Origin of the sequence: Synechococcus sp. R55.2 (genome assembly GCF_047462075.1) — a bacterium.
In the GTDB taxonomy this organism is placed as follows: Bacteria; Cyanobacteriota; Cyanobacteriia; order Thermostichales; family Thermostichaceae; genus Thermostichus.
In genome coordinates this window covers 1-1,404 of sequence record NZ_JANSIH010000033.1, presented here as the reverse complement: position 1 = coordinate 1,404, position 1,404 = coordinate 1, and the positions used below count along the sequence as shown (strand labels likewise).

The 1,404-nt window shown below is 55.4% G+C and carries 2 protein-coding genes; both read left to right on the top strand.

The window, feature by feature from the left end; all coding sequences use genetic code 11:
- The coding region (locus NW838_RS01155; RefSeq protein WP_414427333.1) for a hypothetical protein at window positions 1–464 on the top strand (464 nt) is incomplete at its 5' end.
- Between the two features lie 366 nt (window positions 465–830).
- On the top strand, window positions 831–1,404 hold a 574-nt coding region (locus NW838_RS01150), incomplete at its 3' end, for a hypothetical protein (protein ID WP_414427332.1).

The window sequence follows — 1,404 nt, the reverse complement described above, 5'->3', positions numbered from 1 at the left end:
CCGGATTTCGCCCCCATCACCCCACCGCTCAACCCGACCTTCCGGATCCGCCTAGTCTGTTGCCAACTGGGGAGTTTAATCTTTTGCTGTCCGCCCCGCCAAACCCTGCTGTGATTCCCCCAGTGGGATCCGCCTTTGTAACTATCACCTTGGCCGGCTTACGTGCTCCAGGAGTGATCAGGAGCGTAGAGGTTCAGTTTTTTAACATCAGTCGCGGCACGGATATTACCAGCATCTTTTTGCCGACGGCAATTGAGCAGTTTAGAAATACGCTGATAGGCAGAGGCAATAGCTACGACGACCGAATCAACGGGATCACGCTTACCAACGGCTTCACCTTCCCGGCGGATCTAGCCGCCTACAACACCAACGTTGCTGCGGGAGAAAGGGTTTTGGTGATCGTGGTCATTCGAGATTCATTTGGTCAAGCTCCGAGGCTGGAAGCGAGCGACCAAGCCCCCTAAGCTGGAGCTGAGTAAGGCTGTTTGGATTTGTGCCACGAGAGAGTTGAATGGCAGGAGGATGAGGGAATGAAAACGGGAAAAGTAGCTGGGGTTTTGGCTTGCTTGTGCTTGGGCTTGCTAACAGCTTGTCAACAAACTAAAGAGGGGAATCCAATCAGCTCGCTGCCAGGGCCAATCATCCCTGTGCAAAACCCGAATACAGAACCCGGAGGAACGGGGGTAGGGCTGCCATCCACTCCTCCGATTGGATCTGTTCCCCCAGGTCAACCCAGCCCTCTTGTGTCCCCTCCTGTGTCGGCGCCGACGATCCCGCCCCTGCCCACTCCCAATCCCTCTCCCAGCATCGTTGGCCTGCCTCCGGCCCCCTTGGCTGCTCCAACCTTTACCAAGAGCTTTAGTCCCAGCATAACTTCGGTAGGTGTTCCTGTTACTTTGAGTTTTTCGATCACCAACAACTCCGGCATCCAACTGACCGGCCTCAGCTTTGCGGAAATTCTGCCGGCAGGGCTATCCGTTGCTGCCGCTCCTGGCCTCAACAATACCTGTGGGGGAACTGAAAGCGCCCCTCCAAATGGAAGCTTTATTTCTCTGACCGGCGGCCAGCTCAGTCCCAACTCAAGCTGCCTGATAAGCGTTCAGGTGGTTGCCGCAAACGTGGGTACCTACACGAACCCTGCCACAACGCTTACCAGCAACCAGGCCCCTGCCGCTCTAAGCGCACCCGTCAGCCTAACTGTGAACCCAGTTCTTCCACCAACCTTTACCAAGGAGTTTAGCCCTAACCAAGCAACACCGGGTGGCAGTGTGGCTGTCATCTTTACGATCACCAACAACGCTGCTGTACCTCTATCAGGGCTCAGCTTCATAGATTCTTTGCCGGGCGGGCTGCGAATTACCCTACAAAATGCTGTTACCTTGAACACTTGTGGCGGCACACACA